Raw genomic sequence first — 23419 nt, forward strand, 5'->3', positions numbered from 1 at the left:
CGATTCCGGTACTCGTCGAACGCCGCGGCCTCGGGAACCGGGCGTTCACGCACGGGTCCGAAGACCCCTGCACTGGAGAGACGGGGAAGAAGGGCTCCGATTACGGAGCGCGGTGGGTGAACCGGGGGTGAAGTTCACGGATCACGAGAACCGCCCCCCAGAGAAGCAGACCCATCGCCGCGATGATGGCGGGCAGTCCGGTGGCGCCGCCGGACTCGGCGAGAGCGGGAGCCGCAGCAGCACCGCCGCCGCCGGTGCTGGGTTGCGGGGCCGGTGCGGCCACGACCGGCGTGGTGACGGCATCCTCGACGGCATCCGTCTCGGCCGAGCTCGCCCGCCCCGTGTTCACGACCTGGCCGGCGACGAGGTCGGCGTCCGTCACCCGGTGCGTCGCCGCGAGCACGCAGGCCGCCCCGACCTCCACCCGCTCGCACGAGGTGCTCTGCCCCGTGAGCGGGTCGTCGATCGTCACGGCGGTGAGAGCGGCCTCGCCCGTATTGGTCGCCGTGAGCGTGTAGCTCAGCGTGTCGCCGACGGTCACCGTGCCCGAGCCGTCGGCGTCGTCGTTGCCGGTGAGGTCCTTCACGAACGTCAGCGCCGCGACGGGGCACGCCCCCGAGTCCTGGCGCGAGGTCGCGCCGTACAGGGGGAGATCGGTCGTGGCGACGGCGGACGTCGCCAGCGGCGCTTCGGATGCCGTGGTCGGGATGCCGTCGAGCACGAGGATCTCGCCGGTCGATGCCGCGAGGTACACGCGTCCGCCCGAGAGCGCCGCACCGAACGACAGCGGCACCTGGCCGACGACCGTGCTGGTACCGGCGGCGAAGTCGAACAGCACGAGGAACCCGCGGTCGGCGCCGTCGTGGGCGAGACCGAGGATCAGGCCGGAGTCGAGGGTGAGGAAGTCGCCGCCCGAGGCGAGGTACGTCTCGCCGTCGGCCAGCATCGGGAAGCTCACCGGCGCATCGGTCAGCCGCGCGGTCTCCGGATCGAGGAACCAGATGCTCGTGTACTGGTACCCGGCCGCGAGGAGCCGGCCGTCGGCGGTCGCGGAGAGCGAATTGAGCCAGTTGTCCTCGAAGGGGGCGCTGCCGTCGTCGAACAGGATCTCGCCGGCATCCGTCGAGACGCCCGTGGCGGCATCGATCGTGAAGAGGTGCTGCGGGTCGGTCCAGTCCACCCCGTAGAGCACGGTCTCATCGGCGTTCCAGGCGATGTCGCCGAACGAACGGTCGAGCGCGATGCTCGACTCGAGCGCGAGGGCGCCGGTCGCCGCATCAGCCCCGTAGCGCTGGAGGGTGAGCGGGTCTTCGCCGCTGTTCACGAAGACGTCGGCGGGCACGCAGGCCCCCGGCGTGACCGCGAGCGGAGCCTCCGCCGCCTGCGCCGGCACCGCAGCCGTGCCCGCTGCCAACGCGAGCGCGAACACTCCGCCGAGGGCTGCGAGAGCCCGCCCCCGTGCACCACGGATCGTGCGCGTCGAAACCGTCATTCCCTGAATCCCCTCATCGCTGACGCGGTCATCCCCGTGCACACTCTATCGATGCGCTCACACCCCCGGCATCCGATTCCGCCGCGACGGGCGGCGGCGACGCACGTCGAGAACCAGCCCGCCGATGACGGCGAGCAGCAGGGCGCCGCTCAGGCCGGCGATGGCGAGGTTCGCGGGTGTCAGACCGGTGCTGTCGCTCACCTCCGTGCGCGGCGACGGCGTCTCGCCCGTCAGGGCTCGATCGGCGCCGACCTGCGAGAACCCGGATGCCGCGGTGGCGGGTTCGGCGGGCGCGACGAGGACCGGTCCTGCAGCGAGCGCAGCCGCCAGGGTAAGAATCGAAAGGGTGCGCGAAAGGCGCGCGCGAACGCGAGTGTTCCCCACCGGGGTTCTCCTTCATGGCTTCGGGTAAAGCCGAACGGATACCGGGCGTACATCCCCCATCACCTCGACTCCGCCCGAGGAGTGGAGAGGCAGCGATATTCTAGCCGACCTCGTGACGCGGCCGGGCAGGGGCATCCGCTTGCGACGGCATCCGTCGCGGCTTACGCTCGCGACATGTCGAGCAGCGCCGTCGGGGTCGTTCAGGAGTTCATGCGGGCATTCCGCGAGCAGGATCGCGCGGCGGCCGAGCGGATCATGGCCGACGACTTCGTGTTCACCAGCCCGCAGGACGACCACATCGACAAGGCGACCTGGCTGGAGCGCTGCTTCCCGACCGCGGGTCACTTCAGCTCACCGGCGCAGACCCTCCAGATCATCCCGATCGACGGTCTCGTGCTGCACCGCTACGAGTATGCCGTCGACGGCATACTGTGGCGCAACGTCGAGTCGCTCGAGGTGCGCGACGGCCGCGTGCGCGCCGTCGAGGTGTACTTCGGCGGGTCGATCGGCCGCGTCGGCGGGTGATCGCGGGTCGCATTCGCGGGGTGGGATGGCGGGGACGCCCCGAGCTCCCGTCGTCACAGGCCGAGTACGGCGAGCGTGCGGTCCACGTGCGCGGAGACCGTCGTGGCCGACGGTGCCGCATCGAGCCCGAGCAGGCGCCGGCGGTGCGGTTCGCCGAGCAGCGCGGAGAAGAGGAGGTCGGCGGGGACGACGGCATCCACCGGCAGATACTCGCCGAGGAATCGCTGCGCCCGACCCGGCCCCTCGTCGTAGAACTCCGCGGCGAGCGTCGCATCGGCTCCTGCCGCCCCGATCAGCGCGCGATGAACGGCGATCGCATCGTCGGCCAGGAGGTGGCTCACCACGGCGACGGATGCTTCGCGCACCCCGCCCACCGATCGCCATGCCTCATCGGCATAGGCGTGCTGTCGGCGCACGGCGGCGCGCATCAGTCCGAGCCGGTCACCGTACTCGGTGTAGAGAGTGCGCTTGGCGACGTGCGCGTCGGCGGCGATGCGGTCGAAGGTCACGGCGTCGTACCCCTCGGACGCGAGGAGCGAGACGACGAGCTCGACGATCCGCTCGTGACGTTCGAGCCTCTCGGCGGCCGAGGGTCGTCCGCGCTTTCCTGTCATAGGAGTAGCCTAGCGTTTAATGCAACGGTTGCGTTTCATTAAGGAGGACCGTTGGGCAATCACATCCATCACATCGCCATCCAGGACGACTGGGAGATGAGTCGCGGATTCGGTGAGTACGTCGTCTCGACGCGCGGGACGCATCTCGACGACGTGGGATTCATCCACGCGACCACGGCCGATCGCGTGAGCGAGGTCGTCGCGCGACGGTTCGGCGATCTCCGGCTTCCACTCCTCGACATCGAGATCGACGTCGAGGCGCTCGAGGCACAGGGCGTGCGGGTCGAATGGGTCGACGGCGCGCCCCGCATCCTGGGCGAGTTGCCGATGTCGAGCGAGGTGATCGCCGCCGAGAGTCCGATCGTGCGGTGAGGGATGCCCCTCGCGGGCGACTACTCGGCCGCCGCCTCCGCCTCGGCGATCTGAGCGCGAACGGCGTCCATGTCGAGGGCGCGCACCTGGCCGATGAGGTTCTCGAGAGCCGGGGCGGGCAGGGCACCGGCCTGCGAGAAGACAAGGATGTTGTCGCGGAAAGCCATCAGCGTCGGGATCGAGACGATGCCCGCAGCGCGCGAGAGGTCCTGGTTCGCCTCGGTATCGACCTTCGCGAAGGTGATGTCGGGGTGCTGCTCCGACGCCCCCTCGAAGATCGGTCCGAACATCCGGCAGGGGCCACACCATTCCGCCCAGAAGTCGACGAGCACGATGCCGTCCTTCTCGACCGTCTGTGCGAAGTCCGCACTGCTGAGCGCTGTCGTTGCCATGGGGTGTCCTTTTCGTCGAGTGGCTTCCGACCAGCCTACGGATGCCGGGGCGGCTGCGGGCCGTCGGCATCCGGCTGTCGTCCCGCGGGGTCCGGCTCCGCACGCGCACGCGAATTCCGAACGCCCAGCACCGCACCGCCGAGTACTGCGGCCAGGAACGATCCGAGCAGCACCCCGATCTTGACGTGCTCATCGGCGACCGACGACGAGCCGTATGCGAGCTCGCCGACGAGCAGCGAGACCGTGAACCCGATGCCCGCCAGGAACGACATGCCCACCAGATCGGGCCACCGCAACGACGCCTCGAGACGGAGCGCAGGGATGCGACTCAGCAGGAACGTCGTGACGAGGATACCGATCGGCTTGCCCACGACGAGGCCCACCATGATGCCGATCGTGATCGGGTCGCGCAGCGCCGAGAGGAGTCCGTCGATCCCGCCGATGCTCACACCCGCCGCGAAGAAGGCGAAGACCGGCACGGCGAAGAGCGTCGCGACGACTCCCCAGCGGTCGGCGAAATGCGCCGCGAAGCCGTCGTACCGCGTGCCGTCGTCATCCTCACCGACGGCGACGCGCGCCCGCTCGGTCGGCAGGACGGGAACGACGAATCCGAGCAGCACCCCGGCGACGGTGGCGTGCACACCGGCCGCATGCACGCAGACCCAGACCGCGATCGCCAGCGGCAGCAGGATCCACCACGCGCGCACGCCCCGCTGCACCGCGAAGGCGAAACCGGCGAGCGGGAGGAGCGCGAGCACGAGCAGCGGCAGACTGATCGACTCGGTGTAGAAGGTCGCGATGATCGTGATCGCGATCAGGTCGTCGACGATGGCAAGAGTGAGGAGGAAGACGCGCAGTGCCGGCGGCAGGAATCGGCCGACCACGGCGATGACCGCGACCGCGAAGGCGATGTCGGTCGCCGTGGGAATGGCCCAGCCGCGCAACACCTCCGCACCGCTCGACGCGTTGACGATCAGGAAGAACAGGGCCGGAACGACGACACCGCCGATCGCCGCCGCGATCGGGAGCGCCGCTCGCCGGGGATCGCGCAACCGACCCGCGACGAACTCCTCCTTCAGCTCGAGTCCGACGACGAAGAAGAAGATGGCCAGGAGTCCATCGGCCGCCCAGGCACCGACGCTCAGTTCGAGATGCAGCGCGGGGATGCCGAAGGCGAAGTCGCGAACGGCCTCGTACCAGGGTGCGGCCGGAGAGTTGGCGAGGACGACCGCGGCGATGGTGGCGGCGAGGAGCAGCGCGCCACCGAAGACGTCGCTGCGGGCGGTGGAACGGATGCCTCGCCACAGCTCGTGCGGGGCAAGACGAAGACGGGAAGAAGACACAGGGGTACCTCGAGAAGTGGGAGTGGTCGACGAAACGTTCGGCCGCCCCGGTGAGGCGCGGCCTAGGGTCGACGAGGCGGCGGGCAGCCGGCGATCTCGCCGTGCGAGATCGTTCCCCAGACGCTCGTCCATCCGTTGGTGCCGGGGTGCATCACGACGCGCATCCACTCCCCCATCGGGGTCGCCGACGCCAGGCGGCGCGGAGCGCGCGTCGAACCTGCGACGACGAGGGAGGGCATGCAGCCAGGGTACTGGTCGGGGCTGAACGAGACCCGATCTCCTGGCTCGGATGCTTGCTCGATTCGAACATATGTACTAAACTCGGAGCATGACATCAGACGCCGCGACTTCCCTCGACAGGGTCGAACGCGGTCGTCTGCTCGACGCGTGGGTGGAGCTGCGGCGGCGGATCGTCGAGCTCGAAGCGCAGGCGACCGCGTTGCTGGGCGAGCGGATCGGCGAGCACGATGCGGAGGTCGCGGAGCATCCGTATCACCGCGATGCGATCTACCGGTCGATGATCGCGGAGTACTCCGCGGCGGGACACCTGTCGCGGGGTGCGGTGGAGTTCGCGTTCTCCGACGCGCTGGCTCTGCAGAGCATGCCGGCGGTCGAGGTGGCGTTCACCGCGGGGCGGGTGACCGCCGCGCACGTGCGCGAAATGGTGAGAGCAGCGTCCGTGGTGCGCGAGGCGGTGCGCAACGGTCGGGCGGATGCCGCGGTGCTGGGCCTCTACGAGACCGCGGTACTCGTGGTCGCCGAAGCCGACTCGCCCGCCCGCACCCGCGCGCACGCCCGGCAGGTCGCCGCGGCCCTCGCCGGTGAGACGCTCCTCGAACGGCACCGACGAGCAGCCTCCGAACGCAGTGTGACCGTGCGGTCGCTCGACGACGGACTCGCCCTGCTCACCGCGGTACTGCCCGAGACGCTCGCCGTGGCGATCCAGGACCGCATCACGCGCATGGCACGAGAGGTGATCCGGGCCCGCGATGACGCACCCGCACCGACGTTCCTCGACGGCGAAGACCCGGAAGACGTGATCCTGCCCGAACACATCGCCCCCGACGACCCGCTCGCCGGTGTGATCTTCGGCGAGGACTCCACTTTCACCACCGACCCGCTCGCATCACCTGCGATACCCGAGAGCATCATCGTTCCTGAGGACGAGCGGACCATCGATCAGGTCCGGGCCGACCTGTTCAGCGACCTGCTGCTCGCAGCCTCTCCCAGTCCCGCGCTCGGCAACGACCTCGACGGGGTGCAGGCCCGCATCCAGGTGACGATCGCCGCGACCACCCTCGCCGGACTCGACGACCACCCTGCCGAACTCGACGGCCACGGCCCCCTCGACCCCGACATCGCCCGCGCCCTTGCCGGCCGCAACAACGGCTGGAGCCGTCTGTTCCTCGACGCCGGCGGCATGGTCACCGAAACCGACACCTACACTCCCACCGAGGGCATGCGCCGATACCTCCGCGCGAGGGATCAGCACTGCCGCTTCCCCGGCTGCCGCATGCCGGTCCACCGATGCGAGATCGACCACAACCACGACCATGCCCAGGGCGGCAGAACGGCGATCGACAACCTCGCCCACTTCTGCAGGAGTCACCATCAGCTCAAACATCCCGACATCGACTCCGACCACCGTTGGACCGCTCGCTCCAGACCCGACGGCACCATCGAATGGACCAGCCCCCTCGGCCGCATCCACGCCGACCGCGCTCCGCGACGCGTGATGTTCGTCTAGCGCGTGCTCTCTGCCTGACGCGTGATGTTCGTCTGACGCGTGCTCTTCGTGCGACGCGTGCTCTTCGTGCGACGCGTGCTGCGCGCGTCGCGTCGCCTCGCATCAGCGTCGCGCGCCCCCTCGACGCCGAACGCCCCTCGGTGTCACGCGTCCCTCGACCCCGCGCGTCCCTCGACCCCCCACACCTCATCGACGCCGAGCGCATCACGCGCCTCATCGACGTCACGCGGGCCGATCCGCCGCGACTCTCGGTCAGTCGCCGACGACGAGCCCCGCACGGTGCGCCAGGATCACGGCGTGGATGCGGTCGCGAGCACCGAGCTTGGCGAGCACGCGGCCGACGTGCGTCTTGACCGTCGACTCCGTCACGAAGAGGGTGTCGCCGATCTCGGCATTGCTGAGACCCCGGGCGAGAGCGAGGAAGACGTCGCGCTCGCGGTCGGTGAGCGACTCGAGAAGAGAGGCGGCCGCATCTCCCCGGTCGGCGGCAACCTCCACCCCCGCCACGGTAGACGAGGCGGGCGAGACAGCCGAGGCGGGCGACACAGCCGAGACACCCGAGACACCCAGTGTCGGGGTCACGTGCTGCAGCAGCATCCGGGTGATCCGCGGCGACAGGGCCGCGTCGCCGCGATGCACCGCGCGCAGCGCCGAGAGCAACTCGTGCCGCTGCACATCCTTGAGCAGGAATCCGCTCGCCCCCGCGCGGATCGCGCCGAAGGCGTAGTCGTCGAGGTCGAAGGTCGTCAGCACGAGAACGCGGGTCTGCGGATGCCGGTGCACGATCTGCTCGGTCGCGGCGATGCCGTCGAGCCCGGGCATCCGGATGTCCATGAGCACGAGGTCGGGCTGCAGCGCCGCGGCCTGGGCGATCGCGACTTCACCGTCGCCGGCCTCGCCGACCACCTCGATATCGTTCTCGGCTTCGAGAACCATCCGGAATCCGAGACGGATGAGCTGCTGATCGTCGACCAGCAGCACCCTGATCTTCTCGGTCATGCGTCCTCCTGTATGAGCGGGAGTTCGGCCCGCAGCATCCATCGTCCTCCGTCGACCGGGCCGTGCGCGATCGTGCCCCGCACGTGCGCGACGCGCTCGTCGAGGCCGCGCAGCCCGAAGCCGGGGGAATCGCCCGGCTCCGTCGCCCCGTCGTTCGCGATCTCGACGATCACGGCATCGGCCCGGTGCTCGACGCGCACGCTGGTCGCGGTCGCGGTCGGAGCGTGACGCATGGCGTTCGTCACACCCTCCTGCACGATCCGCGACAGCGCATGGTCGATGGGTGCGGACAACGTCACGGGTGTTCCCGATGCGGTCAGGCTGATCGGGTACCCCGCGCGCTGCGCCGCTGCCACCGTGTCTTCGGGCGACGGGGCGGTGAGGGGCGCCAGCGGAAGAGGACTCGTGTCGTCGCGGAGCACCCCGAGCATCGCCCGCATCTCGGTGAGAGCCGTGCGGGCGGTCTGGGCCGTCGCGGTCGATGCGGTGCGGGCCTGCTCGCGATCGGCCGTCGCCGCCGCCCCCTCCGACAGCGCGACGATCACGGTGAGCGAGTGCGAGACGATGTCGTGCATCTCACGGGCGATGCGCGCCCGCTCGGCGGCGGCGGCGAGCTGCGCCTGCTGATCGCGCTCGACGAGCAGCTGCCGCGATCGGTCGATGATCGCGTCGAGATAGCGCTTGCGCCCGCCCACGTTGACGCCGATGAGGGTGCCGATCAGACCGAAGATGACCGCACCGATCACGGCGTTCGCGGCGTCGGCGAACCCCAGCCCGCCGCCGAGCACGAAGGCGCCTCCCCAGACGACGAGCGCCCCCAGTGCCACCCCGAATCCGATCCACGCCGCGCGGGACGAGCCGTACACGGCGAGCGCGTAGGCGGTGACCAGGATGAGCGGAGTGCCGCCCGGCAGGATGCCGACCACGAACAGCGCTTGCAGCGCGAACGACAGCACGAACGGCACGAGCGGATGCCGACGCCGCCAGAACAGGGCCACGCACGCGGCCAGCACCCCGGCCAGCGCGATGATCGAGAGCACGATGCCCGCGGGGTCCGGGATGCCGGTGCGCACGCTGCTCGCCGGCGTCAGCGTGAGGAACAGGCAGAGCAGCGCGATGACCGCATCACCCACGACGGGGTGCCGCGCCCAGAAGCGCCGGAACACCCCGGGCGGACGCGGCAGCCGCAGCTCCTCGTCGTCCCGGGCCGAAGCCCGGGCCGAGGCCCGAGCCGGGGCTCGGTCCGAGGCGCTGCGGCTGCGCGTCGTGATCACTCGCCAGACTCTACGCGTCGCGGGTGCGCAGCACGCCCCACGCGATGAGCAGCGTCGCGACGACCCAGGCGCCGAGCGTCAGGTACGCGACGGGCGTCTCGAGCGGTCCGCCCGAGAGGATGAGGCTCTGCGCCGCCGAGGAGGGCAGGTACATCCCGGCGTCCGACACCCACTTCCAGGCCTCGCCGGCGATCGAGAACATGCTCGCCACGATCGGCAGCACGAACAGCAGACCGACGGTCGCCGCGATCGCCCCGGCGCCCGAGCGCAGGATGAACCCGAAGGCGACACCGATCAGCGCGAACACGGCCATCGAGAGCGACGCCGTGAGGATCGGCCCGAACGACAGGTCGAAGTCCGACCAGTCGATGCCTTGGTCGCGACCGGCCACGACGGCCGACACGGCAGCCGCCGTGATGCCGAAGATGATCAGCGACGACACGAAGAGGAACACCGCGAGTACGACCGACTTGGCGGCCAGCACCGAGCCGCGACCCGGGTTGGCGGTGAGCGTCGAACGGATCATGCCCGTCGAGTACTCGCCGGTGACCGCGATGGCACCGAGGATACCGGCGAGCAGCATCGTGAACTGGATCGGCGAGACGACCGCCTGGATCGGCTCGAAGCCGGGCATGTCGACGGCCGAGGCGAAGAGCACCGCGATGCCGATGGTGAGGGCCGCGGCGATCGCGATCGACCACCAGGTGGAACGCACCGTGGTGAGCTTGATCCACTCGCCGCGCAGCGCGCGCACGAAGGTCAGGCGGTAGCGGGTGTCGACCTGGTGCGGCACGGCGGCGCGGGGCGGGGTGAGGGCCGGGGCGGTCATGCGATCTCCTTCGTCCGGTACTCGACGGCCTCGCCGGTGAGCGCGAGGTACGCGTCCTCCAGCGATCCGGTGGTCGGGGTGAGTTCGTGCAGGGCGACGCCCCGCTCGGCGGCGAGGTCGCCGATGCGCGCGGCGGGCAGGCCCGTGATGTCGAACAGATCGGGAGCGGTGCTCACGATCTCGACGTCGGGCCCCGCCACGAGCTGTGCGAGTGCCGCACCGTGCGGGGTGCGCACGCGCACGCGGTTCGTGGTCCAGGCCCGCACGAGGTCTTCGAGCGGAGCATCCGCCAGCACCTTGCCGCGCCCCATCACGATGACGTGGTCGGCGGTCTGCGCCATCTCGCTCATGAGGTGGCTCGAGAGCAGCACGGTGCGTCCCTCGGATGCCGCGTGCCGCACGAACTGACGCACCCAGCGCACACCCTCGGGGTCGAGACCGTTGACCGGCTCGTCGAGGATGAGCGTGTGCGGGTCGCCGAGCAGCGCCGACGCGATGCCGAGGCGCTGCCCCATGCCGAGCGAGAACTTGCCGGCGCGCTTGCGGGCGACCGATCCGATTCCGGCGAGCTCGATGACCTCGTCGACGCGCGACGCGGGGATGCCATGGGTCGCCGCCATCGCGCGCAGGTGGTTGCGGGCGGTGCGGCCGGTGTGCACGGCCTTCGCGTCGAGCAGCACACCCACCTCGGTGAGCGGCGCCCCGAGCTTGCGGTACTCGCGGCCGCCGACGGTCGTGCGGCCCGACGTGGGGCGGTCGAGCCCGACGATCATCCGCATCGTGGTCGACTTGCCCGCACCGTTGGGCCCGAGGAAGCCGGTGACGGCTCCGGGCTTGATCGTGAACGACACGTCATCGACGGCCGTCTTGTCTCCGAACCTCTTCGTGAGGCCTTCTGCTGTGATCATGTGCTCCACGCTACGAGCGGCGGCGACCCCAGCGCATCCGCCGCAGGTACCGTCTTGCGGATGACCGGCGTACGACCTGCGGAGGATGCCCCGAGTCCCACCCGCCGCGCCTGTCAGGAATCCGTCACTCGTGCAAAGAGAAGGGCGCGAGAGCACACGACCCGCGCTGTAGCGTCGCTCGCGGAGGGGGAGACCGTGCAACGACTCGTGTGGGTGATGCTGCTGGTGCTGGGTCTCGCGGCGGTGGCGACCGCCGTGGTGCTGCGGCTGTGGACGCTCCGGCATCCACTGATCGACGCCGAACCGGTGCCGACCCTGCTCGTCGCCGTCTTCTTCCTCGGCCTCGCGATCGTCGTCGTCGCGACGATCGGCAACGTCGTGCTCACGGCGATCGATCGCCGCGCATGACCCCGAAGAGAAGTGTGTAAGGAATCGACCGTTCGAGCCAAAGAGCGGATGCCGCCGCTCCGCGCCCCCGATCGATACTGAGAGTCGGGGGGCCGGCTCGTGCGCCCCGTCGAGGGGCTGACACGGGGCGCACGAGTGCTTCCTCCCGGTACCGTGAGGGAGCAGGGAAGAGACGGAGCGGGGTGGCGATGCGTCTGCGATCGGACCCTCGCGCGCGCCTGCGGGTCGTGCTTGCCGAGGTCGACGGCCGGATCGCGCGCGAACGCGCTCACGCCACTCGCTCGGGAAAGACGAGAGCGACGGGTGCGAGTGGCGCAACGGGCGCGCCGGGCGCCCCGGCACCGCGGAGCAAGGCCGTCGCCTTCCGCATCCTGTTCGACGAGCACCTGCCCCGGGTGCGGCGTCACCTCTCGTGCTTCCTCGACGACCGGAGCGAGGTCGAGGAGATCGCCGCCGACGTCTTCGTCGTGGCGTGGAAGAAGCTCCAGCCCGAGAATCCGATGGGGATCACCTGGCTGATCCGCACGGCCGACAACAAGCTGCGCGACGCCGCGCGGCGCGATCGTTCGAAGCGCCGGGCGATCGACGCACTCACTCGTGGCCTGCAGGAGACCTCCGACGCACTGCATCCGCTCGAAGCCCTCGCCCTGCGCGAGGCGATCGTCACCCTGAGCGCGCGCGAACGCCAGGTGGTCGTGCTCACCTACTGGGACGAGCTCAGCGCCGGGGAGGTGGCGCAGGTGCTCCGGTGCAGCGCGGCCGCGGTCTGGACGACGCTCACCCGCGCACGCGCCAAACTGCGCCGGCAGCTCGAGGCGAAGGAGACGGACGCATGACCCTCACCGACGACCGGCTCGACGAGCTCTTCGCGCTCGCGCACCCCTCGCCCGCCCGCGAGACCGCGCTGCGCGCCCAGGACATCGCCCTGCGGGAGCGGATCATCCGCGGCGACGTCGCCCCGCGGCGAGCGCCGCACCGGCGCGGGATCTGGGCGGCCGGTCTGACCACCGCGGTCGCCGCCTGCGCGATCGTCGCACTGATCGCCGTGAACGTGCTCGCTCCCGACCAGCGGGCGGTCGCCCTCACCCCGCCGCCCCTCATCTATACGGATGCCGAGCCGCTCGACGCGGTGCTCGCCGATGCGCACGCGGCGCTCGCTGACGGCGACGGACCGGTGCAGGCACCGCATGTGGAGCTCGTGACCTGGGGCTGGAGCATCGACATGTCGGAGAAGAACATCGAGGTGATCCCGCAGGACGTCACGATCGACTGGACGCTCGACGAGGGCGGCGTCACGACGATCGTCGCCGGCGAGCCCTACTGGGAGGACGGCGAGCGACCCGCCGGCCTCGGCGAGAGCCCCTACGAGCCGGGGGAGCTGATCGACCGCGTCACGATGACGCCCGAGCAGTTCAACATCCCGCCCGCCACGGCCGCCCTCGACGGGTCGAGTCGCGACGAGCTGAAGGCCGCGCTCGCCCCCTATCTGAGCGATGATCCGGCGCCGACGTCGGGAGAACTCGGGGCGGCCATCGTCTCGTTGATGTCGCAGTGGACGCTCACCGACGCGCAGCACGCGACCCTCCTCGACATGCTCGTCGATGCCGGCGGGGTGACCGTGCTCGGCCGCACGACCGATCGACTCGGGCGCGACGTGGTGGGCCTCGAGGTCGCCGAACCGTCCAACCCGCTCTACCGGCTCACCGTGCTCGTCTCACGCGAGACCGGGCGCATCGTCGGCACAGAGGACGAGCTCACCGAGCCCCTCGACTTCATCCCCGCGGGCGTGACCGGCTACACGCTCTGGGACGAGGGGTAGCGCGCGCCGCACGGAACGCCGTTAGCCTGGTGGGGTTATGAGCGAAACGCGAGCGATCGACGAGGCCCCTCTCTACTCCGCCGAGTTCCTGATGACGGCGCTGCCCGGCTTCCTCGAAGAGGTCTGGCGTCGGGACTCACGGCGGCCCGATGACCTTCTCGCCGCCGTCTCCGCGGTGGGCCTGACCGTCGATGACGACGCCCGTGTCGCCGCGGTACGGCCGGCGGCACCCTTCCGGTTCCGGCTGGCGGAGGCGGGAGAGGCGACGCTCGAACGCAAGCTGAGGGCTGCCGTCACGAAGCGCCTGGGCAAGGCATCGGGCGACGACCGAGCCTGGAACATCGGCCGCTTCCGTGCCGGACTGATCGCCTCGGCGACGCGCGTGGAGGTGCGCCTGTTCGCCGTGTACGCGGTGACCGAGATGCGTGCGGCGGCGGTCGAATGGCTCGAGGGAACGGATGCCGAGGACTGGGCGATCCGCCACCGCTTCATCGATGGCCGGTCGCCGTCGGAGCAGGCGGCCGACGCCTCGCGTGAGCACTTCGTGCCCCGCTCGTACCTCGACCTCGACGACGAGGAGAGCCCGCGCGTCACGCTTCTCCTCCCGGCCACCACGCGTGCGCCCGGCTCCCGTGCGGCCGATGACGCGGGTCGTCTCGCCGACATCGAGAGCTACGTCACGGAGGCGCTCGGCCCCGCCACGGAAGAGGGGCGATGGGCGCGCGGCGCCCGCGAGTTCACCCTTCGACCCGGCGCCCCGACGAGTCGACGCCCCTACGTCAATGCCGCGTTCGCCACGGTCGCCACGGCAGCCCCGGCGGGCACGTCAGGCCCGGCGGCCACGGCCCCGGCGGCGAGCGACGCAGCCCCGGCGACCGCGCCGGAGTCCGCCCGACCGAAGGCGGCGGAGTACTCCCCCGACCACCTGCTGACCGCGATCCCCGCTCTGATCGACGACCTCTGGCGACGGGAATCGCGCGACGCCGATGCGATCCTCGCGGCTTTCGAGGCGAACGGCCTGGCCGCCGACGACGTGCGACCGGAGCTCTCGTCGCTGCATCCGTACGTCCATCTCGTCTTCACCGCCGAACCGGATGCCGGCTTCGAGCGGCGTCTGCGCGCCGCGGTCACGAAGCGGGTCGGCAAGCCGTCCGGCACCGACAAGCACTGGAATCTCGGGCACCTCACCGCCGCGGTCACCGCCACGAACCGCAGTCTCGGCCTGAGCCTGTCGCCGGAGTACTCGGCGATCGAGCTGCGCGATGCCGCGGCCGACTGGCTCCAGGGCGCGGAGGCCACCGCCTGGGCAGCTCGCCACCGCTACCTCGACGATCGCTCACCGCTCGACAGGGCCGCCGATTCACCACCGCGCTTCTTCCCCTCGGCGGTGCGTGTATACCTCGACGCGTCGCCCGGCCCGCGCGCAACGTTCTTCATGGCGCCGGGCACGCGCGCGCCGGGCACCCGGCCGGACGATGACGACGCGCGCTTGGCGTCGGTGGAGCAGTACCTGACGGAGGCACTGGGACCGGCCGAGGGTCCGGGGCACTGGGTGCGCGAGAACCGTGTCTTCACGATCCGCCGCATGCGCAGCCGCACCCGATCGATCGAGTTCAGAACGCTCTGAGCGGCGGGTGTCCGGCCCGACGGATCAGCGGTCCGGGGGTGTGATCCGCCGCGTCAGCGCCGGCGGCAGCGGGTAGGCGCGCTCCGGGGGCAGCAGACGCCGCGCGCGATCGGCCTGACCGCTCTGCACGAGCGTGGCGATCTTGCGGACGGTCGGCGTGAGGTCGTCGATCCCGAGCGTCCACTCGTCGGCGAGCGTGCGAATGAGCCCGCGACCCACGCCGACCTGGATGCTGTAGTGGTTGAGTGCCGCACCGCGGATCGAGCGCTCGGGGTCCCACTGCACGTGCACGGCCGCGTCGGCGACGGCATCCGGATGCGACGTCGTCAGCACCGATCGCGAGAGGGCGGTCTCCCACCCCTCCCTGCTGAGGCGCACCGCCAGGATGCGTTGCTGGCCCGGCTTGCGCGCCCAGTTGCTGCGGTGCATGAGCCAGAGGAACGACGGCTTGATCCACGTCATCCGCGTGAACGAGAAGGGGGTGACGAAGCGGCCGTTCGCGAGCGCCGCATCGGCGATCGCGTCGGAGTACGCCTGGTACATCACGATGCTGTCGGTGTCGTGATCGGCGCGGATGCCGTACATGCGCGGCGACTGAGCCATCGGCCCTGCTCCCCTCCACGGCACGCCGAATGCGTGCTCCCCAGGAAGGAAGACGAGTCAGTGCCCGAAATGTGACGCGGATGCCGTGCCCGACGACGCGAAGAGCCTGGCTCCCTGAGCCTGTCGAAGGGTGCCGCCCGAGAAACCCGTCTCATCACCGATCGGCGAAGACCTCGATGTGGTCGCCGCGCATGATCAGTTCGAGGCCGGTGCCGTCGCCGAAGCGGTCGCGCAGCGCCTGGGGCTGAGCGGACGTGACCTCGATCCGGATCACCGGCGGGAACGACCCGGCGTCGCACCCCCACGCCGCGATCTGGAAGCCTCCGGAGTCTCCGAGGAGCTCCTCCGTGTCGATCGCGACGATGCACATCGCGTCCGATTCATCGAACGACAGCCACTCCACGCCGCGGGCGATCGTCAGACCGGCGAACTCCTCGAACAGCGCCGCGTCGGGCCCCTTCTCGCCGAACGACTCGGGCCATGAGGCATCCGGGTCGACCGCGATCTCGGCCACCAAGCGCGGGTCGGCCGACCGCACGGCAGAAACGACGACCGCGGATCCGAACGCGGCGAGCGCGATGCACGCCGCGCCCAGCCACAGCCAGGGTGCCGACGGCCGCGGCGTGAAGAGGGTGCGCAGGCGGGAGGGCGACGGATGCTCGGGCTCCGCGTTCTCGGCGTCGATCGCCGGCGGCTCACCGGTGCGCGGGAGTTCGCCGCTGCGGCCGAACTCATCGGGCGCAGCATCCGTCGCCGCCTCCTCGACCGGCGGCGCGGGGACGACCGAAACGACGGGAACCTCACGAACCGGCGCCGTCACGACCAGCGCCGCCGGTGCCGCCTGCGCCTCGAGCGCGCGCAGCCGGGCGATCGCTGCGGGGTCGCCGTCGATGTCGGCATCCCGCCCGTAGGCCCGCGCACGCAGGGCCCGCAGCTCGTCATCGCTCATGCGTCGGCCCGTCCTCCGAGCACGACGACCGAGTCCGCGCGCGATCGGGCGGCCCGCAGGGCCACCGCCCCCAGCGCTCCGGTCGCGACGATCCGGGTGAGCAGGAGGACGTTGGCGACGAGCACGATCGCGTTCATGTCGGTCACCGCTCCCGAGAGCAGGAAGAACTCCATGAGCGAGGCGAGCACGACCGCGGCGAGCACTGCCGCCGGGGTGTACCGCCACGGGTCGGGCAGGGTGCTGCAAGTGAAGCCCGCGACGACCACGCCGCTCAGCGCGATCTTGACGATCGCGTCGATGAAGACCGGCGCCGACGAGGACACCCCGAACACGGCGAGCAGCAGGGGCGGGCCGGCGACGATCCAGACGGCCAGAAGGCCCAGGGCGACGATCGCACTCCGCCGCAAACCGACCGACGGATGCCGCACCCCGGCGATCGCCGCGGCGATCAACGCGAGACCGAACCCCGCCGACGTCGCCGCGCTCAGTGCGCTGAGCACGCCCCCGTCGAGCGTGCCGGGCAGACTGCGATACGCGGCGAGCAAGGCCGTCAGCAGGAACAGCGCTCCCGAGGCCACCCACCAGCGCGACCACCGCACCGGTGCACTCTCGACGGCGATCGGCGGGGTCTCCGGTCGGCTCATCGCCCATCACCGTCCTTGGTCATGTGTGCTCGCAGCTCTCTCCCGAGCGTACCGACGCGCTCGACCTGCGGCTCCCCGCAGAACCCTGCGGCGCCTCTCAGAACCCCTCGGCCTCGCGGGGCGTGTAGGCGCTTTCGAGCGCGTCGATCTCGGCGGGTTCGAGACGGATGCCGACAGCCGCGACCGCGTCGTCGATGTGGGCCGCACGGGTGGCGCCGACGATGGGCGCGGTGACCGCCGACTGCTGCGCGACCCAGGCGAGGGCGATCTGCGCGCGGGAGACGCCCCGATCGGATGCCACACGGGCGACGGCCTCGACGATCGCCCGGTTGGACTCCTCTTCGCGGTGGTAGAGCGTCGCGCCGAAGGCATCCTTCCCCGTGCGATTCGTCGTCTCGTCCCAGTCGCGGGTCAGGCGGCCCCGCGCGAGCGGTGACCACGGCAGCACCCCGACGCCGGAGTCGAGACAGAACGGATGCATCTCCCGTTCCTCCTCGCGCTGCAGCAGGTTGTACTGGTCCTGCATCGATACGAACGGGGTCCACCCGTTCTGCACGGCGACATGCTGCGCCTTCGCGAACTGCCACGCCCACATCGACGAGGCGCCGATGTACCGCGCCTTGCCCGAGCGCACGATGTCGTGCAGCGCCTCCATCGTCTCCTCGATCGGCACCTCGGGGTCCCACCGGTGGATCTGGTACAGGTCGACGTAGTCGGTGCCGAGGCGCCGCAGGCTCGCGTCGATGCCCGAAAGGATGTGCCCGCGGCTGAGGCCGGCCTGGTTCGCGCCGGGTCCCATGCGCCCGTGCACCTTGGTGGCGAGCACGATCTCGTCGCGGCGGGCGAAGTCGGCGAGCGCACGGCCGACGAACTCCTCGCTCGTGCCGTCGGAGTAGACGTCAGCGGTGTCGAACGTCGTGATCCCCGCTTCGAGGGCCTGCCGGATGAGGGGTCGGCTCGACTCCTCATCGAGCGACCAGCCGTGCGCGCCGCGATCCGGGGCGCCGAAGCTCATGCATCCGAGCACGACGGGCGAGATGCGCAGCCCCGATCGTCCGAGTCGTACGTGGTCACCGGGCTCGATCATGAGTTCTTCCTTCTCGTGGGTGTTCGACGGATGCCGGACGGCGACTACTCGATCTGTCCGATCGGCTCGCGCTTCTCGGCCTGGAACTGGTCCTCAGCGCGACCGCGCGCCCAGTACGCCGAGATCGAGAGCGACTCGCGGGGCACCTCGCGCTGCTTCAACAGGGCGCGCACCTCCTTGATCGTGCCGCGCTCCCCGTGGGCGAAGACCCCGGGGGTGCCGTCGGCCCAGGGCAGGTCGGCGAGGGCGGTGAGCAGTTCTTCGTCGGTGGCGGTCCAGCGCACGCTCACGCCGGAGGGCGCCGCGGGCAGCACCCGGTCCGACGGGTCGGCGACCGTCAGGATCACGTGGCCGACGGCATCCGATTCCATCGCTTCGACCGCCGAGGAGATCGCCGGCAGCGCCGTGTGGTCGCCGACGAGAAGATGCCAGGGCGTCGACGGCTCGGGTCGATACCCGCCCCCGGCACCGCTCACGACGAGGGTGTCGCCCGGCTGCGCCCGGCGGGCCCACGGACCCGCGACGCCCTCGTCATCGTGCACGACGAAGTCGATCACGATCAGGCGCGCCTCGGGGTCGGCCGAACGGACCGTGTAGGTGCGCCGCGTCGGGAGCTTCTCGGGGCTCTCCTCGCGCAGCTGCGCCAGATCGTACGGCGGCACGAGGCCGTGACGGGGGTCGGCGAAGAGGATCTTCACGTACTTGTCGGTGTAGACGTTGTCGGTGAAGTCCGCGTAGCCGTCGCCGCCGGCCGTGATGCGGATCAGATCGGGACTGACCTGCTCGACCTCCTGCACGGTGAGAACTGCTTGTGCGGGTGGCTTACGAGGCTGGTCGGTCATCTGCATCTCCCGGGGTGTCGAACGTTCCCTCCAGTCTGCACGGGATGCGAGGGCTGAGGGCGCCCTGACATGATGAGCGGGTGATCTTCCAGCCCCGACGCGGTGTGATGGCGGGCGCGGTCCTCCTGGCCGCAGCCGTCGTGCTGAGCGCATGCGCGGCCACGCCCTCGCCCGCAGCCCCGTCGGATGCCCCGGCCGCCGAGACACCGATCACGGCCTCCCCTCTCCCGAGGGCAACGCCGTCCGGCGACCTCGGCCCGGTCGAGAGCTTCCTCGCCTGGCTCGAAGCCTCGCGCGCCCCCGACGCCGAAGCGGCGTGCGCCGGTCTCTCCCCCGAACTCGCCGCGCGCATGATCGCCGAACTCAACGGCAGCGGCGCGTTCGCGGTGAGCACCTGCGCCGAGATGATCACCGCCACCGCCGACCTGTATCGCGCGACCGCGCAGAGCAGCGAGGTCGATGTGACGATCCAGGAGCAGACAGAGAACGACGCCACCCTCTTCGTGACCTACCTCGCCTCCGGCGATTGCGGCACGGTCGTCATGACGCGCGAGGTGACCGGTTGGATCATCACCGAGAGATCCGAGGAGTGTGCCGTCTGATCCGTTCGCGCTGATCCGTTCGCGGCTCACAGCATCGCGGTGAGCACGCCTCCGTCGGCGCGGAGGGCGGCACCATTGGTCGCCGAGGCGACGGGGCTCGCGAGGTACGTGACGAGGCTCGCGATCTCGGTCGGCTCGAGGAATCGCTCGAGCAGCGTCGTGGCGTTCTGGCCGATGATCGCCTGCTTCATGGCGTCGGCGGGCAGCGACTGCGCTTCGGCCACCGCCGCCACGGTCGCAGCCACCCCGTCGGAGTACGTGGGTCCGCCGAGCACCGTGTTCACGGTGACCTCGGTGCCGCGGGTGAGCTTGGCGAGGCCGTTGGTGAGGGCGATCATCGCCGCCTTGGTCACGCCGTAGTGCACCATGTCGGCGGGAACGTTCACTCCGGACTCGCTGCTGATCGAGACGATGCGCCCCCACCCGCGATCGAGCATGCCCCCGAGAACCTGCCGCGACAGGCGCACGGCGCTCATGAGGTTCACGTCGAGGTAGCGCGACCACTCGTCGTCGGAGGTCGCCGAGAAGTCGGCCAGGCCGAACAGTCCGACGTTGTTGACGAGGATGTCGACGTCGCCGAGATCGGCGAGAAGGCGCGCGACCTCGTCGGGCTTCGCGAAGTCGGCGACGAGACCGTTCGGGTGGGATTCCGGATGCTCCGCCCCGAGCCGCGCGACGGCGCTGTCGAGGCGCTCGGCGTTGCGACCGTTGAGCGTCACCTGCACGCCCTCCGCGGCGAGCGCTGCGGCGATGGCGTAGCCGATCCCCTGGGTCGAGCCGCTGACGAATGCCCTCTTGCCTGCGAGTCGTAGATCCATGTTCGATGTCCTCTCACTTGCTTGAGCAAGTCAAGGTACAGGCTTTCACTTGCCCAAGCAAGTCAATTCGGGATACCCTGGGGCCATGCCGAAGACGAACTCCGACCACGGCCTGAGCTCCGACGAGCTCGCGATCTGGGCCGCGCTCGCCACCCTGCTCGAGCGCCTGCCCACCGCCCTCGACGCGCAGCTGCAGCGCGACAGCGGGCTCACGCACTTCGAGCACGGCATCCTCTTCGCCCTGCACAGCGCCCCCGAGCGCACCCTGCGTCTCAGCGTGCTCGCCGCTTACGCGAGCTGCACGCTGTCGCGCCTGTCGCGCGCGGTCTCCCGACTCGAGACGAAGGGGTGGGTGCGTCGCGAGATCGACCCGAGTGACGGACGCTTCACCCTCGGCATCCTCACCGACGCCGGCGCGCAGGTGGTCGCCGAGTCGACCCCCGCCCACCACGCGCTCATCCGCAGCCTCGTGTTCGACACCCTCACGGATGCCCAGGCGCGGCAGCTGGGGGTCATCAGTCGGAAGGTGGCGGAGGGAATCGGCCCCGGGGGCGTGTGGAGTCCGGGAACCGACATCTGAGCGAGGACCACGCTCGGCAGCATTGCCGATGTGCACCAGAGGCACCCCAGGCGTGGAGTCGAAACGGGCGGGGCGCTCCCCAGAACGCCCCGCCCTCTCGCAGACGGATCGGTCGCTCCCCCCGGAGCGCGCCGATACCTCTGCGCGGAGCACCGCACCCTCCGATCCCGATTCAGAAGCCTTGGCACCGCCCACAAGACCCCGTGGGAGACGGATCATGACGCGAAACGGTTCATCCGATCTCGGAGTGCGCCCACTCGCGCGTTCCGCGTCACGATCGGCCCCGCCCGGTGTCTAGGAGGTGTGGGGTTACGCAAGTCCCCACCGGCATTCCCATCCCATGCCGACGCCTCGCTCTCCTCCCCGAAGCGGGGCGTACGGGGGAGGAGCGTCCCCATCGCTCCTCCCCCTCTCCTCGAGGAGGTCTCCATGGTCGCAACTCCGGTGTTCGTGCACATCGAAGACGCACTCGTCACCGTCGCCGCGACCGGTGCCGCCCTCGCCGTGCTCTGCGCAGCCGCCGGCGCCATCGCGCTCGGCCTCCGGGCCACCGGTATCGGGGGAACGCTCGCCATCTCGTGGCTGGCGGGTGTTCTGCTCAGCGTCGTGTCGATCGCCGTGCAGACCTGGTGGCCGCTGGCAGTGGCGGTCGGTGGTGCTGCCATCGCCGTCGCCCTCGGCGCGGTCGCTCACCTCGCACGCACCTTCGTGCTGCGACCGCGGTACCGCCGGACGGGCGTGATTACTGGGCCGTGACAGTGATGGCCGTCCACGGACCGATGTCGCCGGTCGCCGGGTTCGCGAACCGCACGCGGATCGTCTGGGCTCCGACGGGTACTGCGACCCGCTCGTTCCAGGCGCCGTTGCTCGGGGTGCGCAGCGTCTGCACCGCGGTGACACCCACGATCTCGCGCTGCAGTACGGTTCCGGCGGGCGCCGTGAAGGCGAAGGTGAAGCTCGATGCCGAGACGACCGCTCCGTCGAGAGGGGCGGCGAGCGCGGGCGGCGGCGTCGTCGTGTACGCCATCGCCGCGCTCGAGGGTGACGTGCGCCCCGCGAGGATCTGACGCGCGCGCACGGAGTGCTCACCGCTCTGCCCCTCGGTGATGACGGCGCGCCAGGTGCCGTCGGCGCGAGCGGCGCCCGTTCCCACGACGGCTCCGCCACCGTCGACGAGCTGGATCGACGCCCCGGGGGTTGCGCCGGCCCCGCTCACGCGCGGATACATCCGAGCGTCGGCCTGGGTGAGTGTCGCCGTCGGCGCCGCCAGCGGAGTCTCGGCGGAGGGCTGGTCGCCTCCACCGGTCGACGGCTCGGTACTCCCGCCGGGCGCGCCGGGGCCGCCAGCCGGCGGCACGGCCGAGCGGGTCGGATCATCGGATGCCGGGGGCGCAACGGCATCCGTATCGGCATCGGTATCGGCATCCGGCGTCGCGACGGGTGTGGGCGTCGGAGTCGCCGTCCCGGTGGGCCGCGGCGTGGGACTCGCCAGCGGCGAGCTCCCGGCCGGAACGGGCTCACCCGCGATCGGCGGTGTCGCGGGGTTGCCGAGGACCAGCGCGGCCCCTCCGCCGACCACGAGCAGCAGGAGGAGCAGCAGGGCGGCGGGGAGAAGACCCTTTCGTCGGCGCTCGGGCTCCTCCTCGACCACCGGCTCCACCCCCATCGCGACGAGTGCCTGCGGCACCGCCGGCGCCCCGAGTTGCGCGGCGTAACCGGCCGCTCCGGCGACCCCGGCCACGACGGGCAGAAGCACCAGGGTCAACTGGAACGCATGACGCGCTTCGACGAGCGCGGCCGGGCAGCTCGTGCAGGTCGCCAGATGCGCGTCGACCGCGGCCGTGGCGCGCGCGGAGAGTCCCCCGCGCGCGTAGGCGCCGAGATCGCGGATGACGGGAGCGCAGTCCGGCGTGGTCGCCTTCGCCAGGTGCGCCGAGACCCACGCGTCCTTGAGGCCGCGCTTGGCCCGGATCAGCAGCGCCGAGACGGCGTTGGGCTGGATGCCCAGGTAGCGCGCGATGACGCCGGGCTTGTACCCGTCGACCTCGCTGAACCACAGCACCTCCTGCCACCGCGCGGGCAGGGCTTCGAAGGCCGTGAGCATGACGCTGCTCTCGAAACTCTCGACCGCGCGCACCTCGCCGTTGAGGGTGTCGGAGCTGTGCCGATCGAAGTCGGTGTCGACGAGGGTGGGTTCGCGCACGTACTGCGAGCGGCCCAGATTGCGCACGGCCATCGTGATGTACGGGCGGAACGCCCCCGTCGGGCCCCCTCCGGCACGGATCGCACCGAGCACCTTGGCGAAGGCCTCGGAGACGAGATCGTCGGCGTCGAGCGAGGCGAACGATCGCGCGACACCGTACGCGGGGCCGGCATGACGCTGCCACAGCACGGCGTACGCCGCCGACTCACCGCCGCGCACGCGCGCGATGAGCTCCTGGTCGGACTCCTCGTGAAGCGGGAGGGGGGAATCGTTCATGAGATCTCGCGGGGTCGAACGTTCATACGGGGAGGATGACGTTGGCCCGGCTCGGAGGCACCGAGCCGGGCCAGTGCCGCTG

At 70.8% G+C, this 23419-nt stretch carries 27 protein-coding genes; 10 read left to right on the forward strand and 17 right to left on the reverse strand.

Going from position 1 to position 23419, the window contains the following annotated elements:
• Positions 1 to 100: 100 nt before the first annotated feature.
• Positions 101 to 1492: a hypothetical protein gene (locus ACI2JZ_RS06430; RefSeq protein ID WP_404596930.1), complete on the reverse strand. Its 1392-nt coding sequence runs from the start codon at positions 1490 to 1492 to the stop codon at positions 101 to 103.
• 57 nt (positions 1493 to 1549) lie between these two features.
• Positions 1550 to 1876 carry a hypothetical protein gene (locus tag ACI2JZ_RS06435; RefSeq protein WP_404596931.1) on the reverse strand — a complete coding sequence of 109 codons (327 nt, stop codon included), beginning with the start codon at positions 1874 to 1876 and terminating at the stop codon, positions 1550 to 1552.
• Between the two features lie 174 nt (positions 1877 to 2050).
• Between ACI2JZ_RS06435 and ACI2JZ_RS06440 the strand changes: the two genes are divergently transcribed.
• Positions 2051 to 2401, forward strand: coding sequence for a nuclear transport factor 2 family protein (locus tag ACI2JZ_RS06440; RefSeq protein WP_404596932.1), 351 nt, complete (start codon positions 2051 to 2053; stop codon positions 2399 to 2401).
• Positions 2402 to 2454: 53 nt separating this feature from the next.
• Here ACI2JZ_RS06440 and ACI2JZ_RS06445 read toward each other — a convergent pair whose 3' ends face one another.
• Positions 2455 to 3015: a TetR/AcrR family transcriptional regulator gene (locus tag ACI2JZ_RS06445; RefSeq protein ID WP_404596933.1), complete on the reverse strand. Its 561-nt coding sequence runs from the start codon at positions 3013 to 3015 to the stop codon at positions 2455 to 2457.
• A gap of 51 nt (positions 3016 to 3066) precedes the next feature.
• Between ACI2JZ_RS06445 and ACI2JZ_RS06450 the strand changes: the two genes are divergently transcribed.
• Positions 3067 to 3387, forward strand: a complete 321-nt coding sequence (locus ACI2JZ_RS06450; RefSeq protein ID WP_404596934.1) for a DUF952 domain-containing protein — start codon at positions 3067 to 3069, stop codon at positions 3385 to 3387.
• A gap of 20 nt (positions 3388 to 3407) precedes the next feature.
• Here ACI2JZ_RS06450 and trxA read toward each other — a convergent pair whose 3' ends face one another.
• The 3 genes from trxA to ACI2JZ_RS06465 all read right to left on the reverse strand — a co-directional run bounded on the left by trxA (position 3408) and on the right by ACI2JZ_RS06465 (position 5361).
• A complete protein-coding gene (trxA, locus tag ACI2JZ_RS06455) occupies positions 3408 to 3779 on the reverse strand; it encodes a thioredoxin (RefSeq protein WP_247623998.1) in 372 nt (123 codons plus the stop codon).
• A 35-nt stretch (positions 3780 to 3814) separates the two neighbouring features.
• Complete coding sequence (nhaA, locus tag ACI2JZ_RS06460; protein WP_404596935.1) at positions 3815 to 5122, reverse strand: Na+/H+ antiporter NhaA; 1308 nt, start codon at positions 5120 to 5122, stop codon at positions 3815 to 3817.
• A 62-nt stretch (positions 5123 to 5184) separates the two neighbouring features.
• Positions 5185 to 5361 carry a hypothetical protein gene (locus tag ACI2JZ_RS06465; protein ID WP_404596936.1) on the reverse strand — a complete coding sequence of 59 codons (177 nt, stop codon included), beginning with the start codon at positions 5359 to 5361 and terminating at the stop codon, positions 5185 to 5187.
• Positions 5362 to 5450: 89 nt separating this feature from the next.
• Between ACI2JZ_RS06465 and ACI2JZ_RS06470 the strand changes: the two genes are divergently transcribed.
• Positions 5451 to 6869, forward strand: coding sequence for an HNH endonuclease (locus ACI2JZ_RS06470; RefSeq protein WP_404596937.1), 1419 nt, complete (start codon positions 5451 to 5453; stop codon positions 6867 to 6869).
• Positions 6870 to 7121: 252 nt separating this feature from the next.
• On the opposite strand, the gene ACI2JZ_RS06475 is transcribed toward ACI2JZ_RS06470, so the two are convergent.
• Genes ACI2JZ_RS06475 through ACI2JZ_RS06490 form a run of 4 tightly spaced genes read right to left on the reverse strand, consistent with a single transcriptional unit; the run spans position 7122 to position 10879 of the window.
• Positions 7122 to 7868, reverse strand: a complete 747-nt coding sequence (locus ACI2JZ_RS06475) for a response regulator (RefSeq protein ID WP_404596938.1) — start codon at positions 7866 to 7868, stop codon at positions 7122 to 7124.
• The gene (locus ACI2JZ_RS06480) at positions 7865 to 9142 is read right to left on the reverse strand and encodes a sensor histidine kinase (protein ID WP_404596939.1); all 1278 of its coding nucleotides are present in this window, start codon (positions 9140 to 9142) and stop codon (positions 7865 to 7867) included. Before ACI2JZ_RS06480 ends, ACI2JZ_RS06475 begins: the two co-directional genes overlap by 4 nt.
• A gap of 10 nt (positions 9143 to 9152) precedes the next feature.
• Positions 9153 to 9971: an ABC transporter permease gene (locus tag ACI2JZ_RS06485; RefSeq protein ID WP_404596940.1), complete on the reverse strand. Its 819-nt coding sequence runs from the start codon at positions 9969 to 9971 to the stop codon at positions 9153 to 9155.
• Positions 9968 to 10879, reverse strand: coding sequence for an ABC transporter ATP-binding protein (locus ACI2JZ_RS06490; RefSeq protein ID WP_404596941.1), 912 nt, complete (start codon positions 10877 to 10879; stop codon positions 9968 to 9970). The genes ACI2JZ_RS06485 and ACI2JZ_RS06490 overlap by 4 nt, the downstream gene beginning before the upstream one ends.
• A gap of 195 nt (positions 10880 to 11074) precedes the next feature.
• Between ACI2JZ_RS06490 and ACI2JZ_RS06495 the strand changes: the two genes are divergently transcribed.
• The 4 genes from ACI2JZ_RS06495 (at position 11075) to ACI2JZ_RS06510 (ending at position 14733) form a co-directional block, all read left to right on the forward strand.
• A complete protein-coding gene (locus ACI2JZ_RS06495; protein WP_247624006.1) occupies positions 11075 to 11287 on the forward strand; it encodes a hypothetical protein in 213 nt (70 codons plus the stop codon).
• Between the two features lie 188 nt (positions 11288 to 11475).
• Positions 11476 to 12123 carry an RNA polymerase sigma factor gene (locus ACI2JZ_RS06500; protein ID WP_404596942.1) on the forward strand — a complete coding sequence of 216 codons (648 nt, stop codon included), beginning with the start codon at positions 11476 to 11478 and terminating at the stop codon, positions 12121 to 12123.
• The gene (locus ACI2JZ_RS06505) at positions 12120 to 13106 is read left to right on the forward strand and encodes a hypothetical protein (RefSeq protein WP_404596943.1); all 987 of its coding nucleotides are present in this window, start codon (positions 12120 to 12122) and stop codon (positions 13104 to 13106) included. Before ACI2JZ_RS06500 ends, ACI2JZ_RS06505 begins: the two co-directional genes overlap by 4 nt.
• Positions 13107 to 13143: 37 nt before the next feature.
• Positions 13144 to 14733 (forward strand): hypothetical protein, encoded by a 1590-nt coding sequence (locus ACI2JZ_RS06510; RefSeq protein ID WP_404596944.1) that lies wholly within the window; start codon positions 13144 to 13146, stop codon positions 14731 to 14733.
• Between the two features lie 24 nt (positions 14734 to 14757).
• On the opposite strand, the gene ACI2JZ_RS06515 is transcribed toward ACI2JZ_RS06510, so the two are convergent.
• The 5 genes from ACI2JZ_RS06515 to ACI2JZ_RS06535 all read right to left on the reverse strand — a co-directional run bounded on the left by ACI2JZ_RS06515 (position 14758) and on the right by ACI2JZ_RS06535 (position 18858).
• Complete coding sequence (locus ACI2JZ_RS06515) at positions 14758 to 15336, reverse strand: DUF4291 domain-containing protein (protein ID WP_404596945.1); 579 nt, start codon at positions 15334 to 15336, stop codon at positions 14758 to 14760.
• Positions 15337 to 15490: 154 nt separating this feature from the next.
• A complete protein-coding gene (locus tag ACI2JZ_RS06520; protein WP_404596946.1) occupies positions 15491 to 16285 on the reverse strand; it encodes a hypothetical protein in 795 nt (264 codons plus the stop codon).
• The gene (locus ACI2JZ_RS06525; protein WP_404596947.1) at positions 16282 to 16929 is read right to left on the reverse strand and encodes a hypothetical protein; all 648 of its coding nucleotides are present in this window, start codon (positions 16927 to 16929) and stop codon (positions 16282 to 16284) included. The genes ACI2JZ_RS06520 and ACI2JZ_RS06525 overlap by 4 nt, the downstream gene beginning before the upstream one ends.
• A gap of 97 nt (positions 16930 to 17026) precedes the next feature.
• Positions 17027 to 18016, reverse strand: coding sequence for an aldo/keto reductase (locus tag ACI2JZ_RS06530; RefSeq protein ID WP_404596948.1), 990 nt, complete (start codon positions 18014 to 18016; stop codon positions 17027 to 17029).
• Positions 18017 to 18060: 44 nt separating this feature from the next.
• Positions 18061 to 18858: a siderophore-interacting protein gene (locus tag ACI2JZ_RS06535; protein WP_404596949.1), complete on the reverse strand. Its 798-nt coding sequence runs from the start codon at positions 18856 to 18858 to the stop codon at positions 18061 to 18063.
• 80 nt (positions 18859 to 18938) lie between these two features.
• Here ACI2JZ_RS06535 and ACI2JZ_RS06540 point away from each other — a divergent pair, with 80 nt between their 5' ends.
• Entirely contained in the window at positions 18939 to 19460 is a 522-nt protein-coding gene (locus ACI2JZ_RS06540) for a hypothetical protein (RefSeq protein WP_404596950.1), read from the forward strand.
• 26 nt (positions 19461 to 19486) lie between these two features.
• On the opposite strand, the gene ACI2JZ_RS06545 is transcribed toward ACI2JZ_RS06540, so the two are convergent.
• A complete protein-coding gene (locus tag ACI2JZ_RS06545; RefSeq protein WP_404596951.1) occupies positions 19487 to 20278 on the reverse strand; it encodes an SDR family NAD(P)-dependent oxidoreductase in 792 nt (263 codons plus the stop codon).
• An 85-nt stretch (positions 20279 to 20363) separates the two neighbouring features.
• Here ACI2JZ_RS06545 and ACI2JZ_RS06550 point away from each other — a divergent pair, with 85 nt between their 5' ends.
• Both ACI2JZ_RS06550 and ACI2JZ_RS06555 read left to right on the forward strand, forming a co-directional pair.
• Positions 20364 to 20858 (forward strand): MarR family winged helix-turn-helix transcriptional regulator, encoded by a 495-nt coding sequence (locus ACI2JZ_RS06550; RefSeq protein WP_404596952.1) that lies wholly within the window; start codon positions 20364 to 20366, stop codon positions 20856 to 20858.
• A 429-nt stretch (positions 20859 to 21287) separates the two neighbouring features.
• Positions 21288 to 21614, forward strand: coding sequence for a hypothetical protein (locus ACI2JZ_RS06555; RefSeq protein WP_404596953.1), 327 nt, complete (start codon positions 21288 to 21290; stop codon positions 21612 to 21614).
• On the opposite strand, the gene ACI2JZ_RS06560 is transcribed toward ACI2JZ_RS06555, so the two are convergent.
• Positions 21601 to 23337, reverse strand: a complete 1737-nt coding sequence (locus ACI2JZ_RS06560) for a sigma-70 family RNA polymerase sigma factor (RefSeq protein WP_404596954.1) — start codon at positions 23335 to 23337, stop codon at positions 21601 to 21603. The two genes, ACI2JZ_RS06555 and ACI2JZ_RS06560, sit on opposite strands and share 14 nt — an antisense overlap.
• Positions 23338 to 23419 lie beyond the last annotated feature (82 nt).

Origin of the sequence: Microbacterium sp. NPDC087868, from assembly GCF_044900755.1 — a bacterium.
GTDB lineage: Bacteria > Actinomycetota > Actinomycetes > Actinomycetales > Microbacteriaceae > Microbacterium > Microbacterium galbinum.

Excerpts from the sequence above, each read along its gene's own strand:
- ACI2JZ_RS06430 (WP_404596930.1), bottom strand. The coding sequence starts at position 1,492 with ATGACGGTTTCGACGCGCACGATCCGTGGTGCACGGGGGCGGGCTCTC.
- ACI2JZ_RS06440 (WP_404596932.1), top strand. The coding sequence starts at position 2,051 with ATGTCGAGCAGCGCCGTCGGGGTCGTTCAGGAGTTCATGCGGGCATTC.
- ACI2JZ_RS06445 (WP_404596933.1), bottom strand. The coding sequence starts at position 3,015 with ATGACAGGAAAGCGCGGACGACCCTCGGCCGCCGAGAGGCTCGAACGT.
- trxA (WP_247623998.1), bottom strand. The coding sequence starts at position 3,779 with ATGGCAACGACAGCGCTCAGCAGTGCGGACTTCGCACAGACGGTCGAG.
- ACI2JZ_RS06465 (WP_404596936.1), bottom strand. The coding sequence starts at position 5,361 with ATGCCCTCCCTCGTCGTCGCAGGTTCGACGCGCGCTCCGCGCCGCCTG.
- ACI2JZ_RS06470 (WP_404596937.1), top strand. The coding sequence starts at position 5,451 with ATGACATCAGACGCCGCGACTTCCCTCGACAGGGTCGAACGCGGTCGT.
- ACI2JZ_RS06475 (WP_404596938.1), bottom strand. The coding sequence starts at position 7,868 with ATGACCGAGAAGATCAGGGTGCTGCTGGTCGACGATCAGCAGCTCATC.
- ACI2JZ_RS06485 (WP_404596940.1), bottom strand. The coding sequence starts at position 9,971 with ATGACCGCCCCGGCCCTCACCCCGCCCCGCGCCGCCGTGCCGCACCAG.
- ACI2JZ_RS06490 (WP_404596941.1), bottom strand. The coding sequence starts at position 10,879 with ATGATCACAGCAGAAGGCCTCACGAAGAGGTTCGGAGACAAGACGGCC.
- ACI2JZ_RS06500 (WP_404596942.1), top strand. The coding sequence starts at position 11,476 with ATGCGTCTGCGATCGGACCCTCGCGCGCGCCTGCGGGTCGTGCTTGCC.
- ACI2JZ_RS06505 (WP_404596943.1), top strand. The coding sequence starts at position 12,120 with ATGACCCTCACCGACGACCGGCTCGACGAGCTCTTCGCGCTCGCGCAC.
- ACI2JZ_RS06510 (WP_404596944.1), top strand. The coding sequence starts at position 13,144 with ATGAGCGAAACGCGAGCGATCGACGAGGCCCCTCTCTACTCCGCCGAG.
- ACI2JZ_RS06515 (WP_404596945.1), bottom strand. The coding sequence starts at position 15,336 with ATGGCTCAGTCGCCGCGCATGTACGGCATCCGCGCCGATCACGACACC.
- ACI2JZ_RS06520 (WP_404596946.1), bottom strand. The coding sequence starts at position 16,285 with ATGAGCGATGACGAGCTGCGGGCCCTGCGTGCGCGGGCCTACGGGCGG.
- ACI2JZ_RS06525 (WP_404596947.1), bottom strand. The coding sequence starts at position 16,929 with ATGAGCCGACCGGAGACCCCGCCGATCGCCGTCGAGAGTGCACCGGTG.
- ACI2JZ_RS06530 (WP_404596948.1), bottom strand. The coding sequence starts at position 18,016 with ATGATCGAGCCCGGTGACCACGTACGACTCGGACGATCGGGGCTGCGC.
- ACI2JZ_RS06535 (WP_404596949.1), bottom strand. The coding sequence starts at position 18,858 with ATGACCGACCAGCCTCGTAAGCCACCCGCACAAGCAGTTCTCACCGTG.
- ACI2JZ_RS06545 (WP_404596951.1), bottom strand. The coding sequence starts at position 20,278 with ATGGATCTACGACTCGCAGGCAAGAGGGCATTCGTCAGCGGCTCGACC.
- ACI2JZ_RS06550 (WP_404596952.1), top strand. The coding sequence starts at position 20,364 with ATGCCGAAGACGAACTCCGACCACGGCCTGAGCTCCGACGAGCTCGCG.
- ACI2JZ_RS06555 (WP_404596953.1), top strand. The coding sequence starts at position 21,288 with ATGGTCGCAACTCCGGTGTTCGTGCACATCGAAGACGCACTCGTCACC.
- ACI2JZ_RS06560 (WP_404596954.1), bottom strand. The coding sequence starts at position 23,337 with ATGAACGATTCCCCCCTCCCGCTTCACGAGGAGTCCGACCAGGAGCTC.